Consider the following 969-nt stretch of genomic DNA (forward strand, 5'->3'; position numbering starts at 1 on the left):
GCCTACGGCATCAGCATCGCCCTGTTCGGGGCGGTCTTGCTCGCGCAGACGGTGCTCGTCGGACCCGCGGGCATCACCGCGGCGCAGGCCCACCTCCCGGCGCTTGTCCTCGCGGCGCTCGCGCTCGCCCTCGCCGGGGCCAGCGACAACGTGAGCGCGATCTTCCGCACCACGATCCTGCAAACCGCGGTGCCCGACGCGATGCGCGGGCGGCTCCAGGGCGTATTCACGGTCGTCGTCACGGGCGGGCCCCGCCTCGGCGACCTCTACGCCGGGGTGTTCGCCACGGCGGTCGCGCTGTGGTTCCCGCCGCTGCTCGGCGGGCTCGTCATCGTCGCCCTCATGGTGACGCTTGCCCGGGTGTACCGTGGCTTCCGGGGCTACGACGCCCAGGACCCGCGGCCCTGACGGGCGAGGAGACCCCGCCAGACTCGGCGGCGAGACGGACAAAGGAGCATCGATGACCGAAGCGACCGTGCTGGTACGGCGTGCCGGCCACCTCACGAGGATCACGCTGAACCGACCGGCGAAGCTGAACGCGATCACTCGGGAGATGACCGAGGGGATCCGCGCGGCGCTGCTCGCGGCCGAACAGGACGGAAGCTCCGCCGTCGTGATCGACGGCGCGGGGGAGCGCGGCCTCTCGGGCGGCGGCGACATCCGCGAGCTTGCGGGGGGCGAGCCGGAGGCCGTCGAGGCTTTCCTGCGCTCCGAGTACGCGATGGACCACCTGACCGCGACCCTCGGCATCCCCGTCGTCGGCATCATGGACGGGATCACGATGGGCGGCGGCATCGGGCTGACGGGGCACGCCCCGATCCGGGTCGTCACCGAGCGCAGCCGACTCGCGATGCCCGAGGTGCGGATCGGGCTCGCCCCGGATGTCGCGGGACACCTGCTGCTCGCGCGCGCCCCGGGGCGGCTCGGCGAGTACCTCGCCCTGACCGGCGAGAGCATGACGGGGGCCGA

The 969-nt window shown here is 73.3% G+C and carries 1 protein-coding gene and 1 pseudogene; both read left to right on the forward strand.

Going from position 1 to position 969, the window contains the following annotated elements; translation table 11 throughout:
- A pseudogene (locus tag OOT08_RS13010) lies at positions 1 to 408 on the forward strand (MFS transporter); the annotation flags it as partial.
- A gap of 52 nt (positions 409 to 460) precedes the next feature.
- A partial coding sequence (locus tag OOT08_RS13015) for an enoyl-CoA hydratase/isomerase family protein (protein WP_325093179.1) occupies positions 461 to 969 on the forward strand: 509 nt, incomplete at its 3' end.

The sequence above is a fragment of the Leucobacter sp. M11 genome, from assembly GCF_035726885.1.
Classification (GTDB): Bacteria; Actinomycetota; Actinomycetes; order Actinomycetales; family Microbacteriaceae; genus JAPFRB01.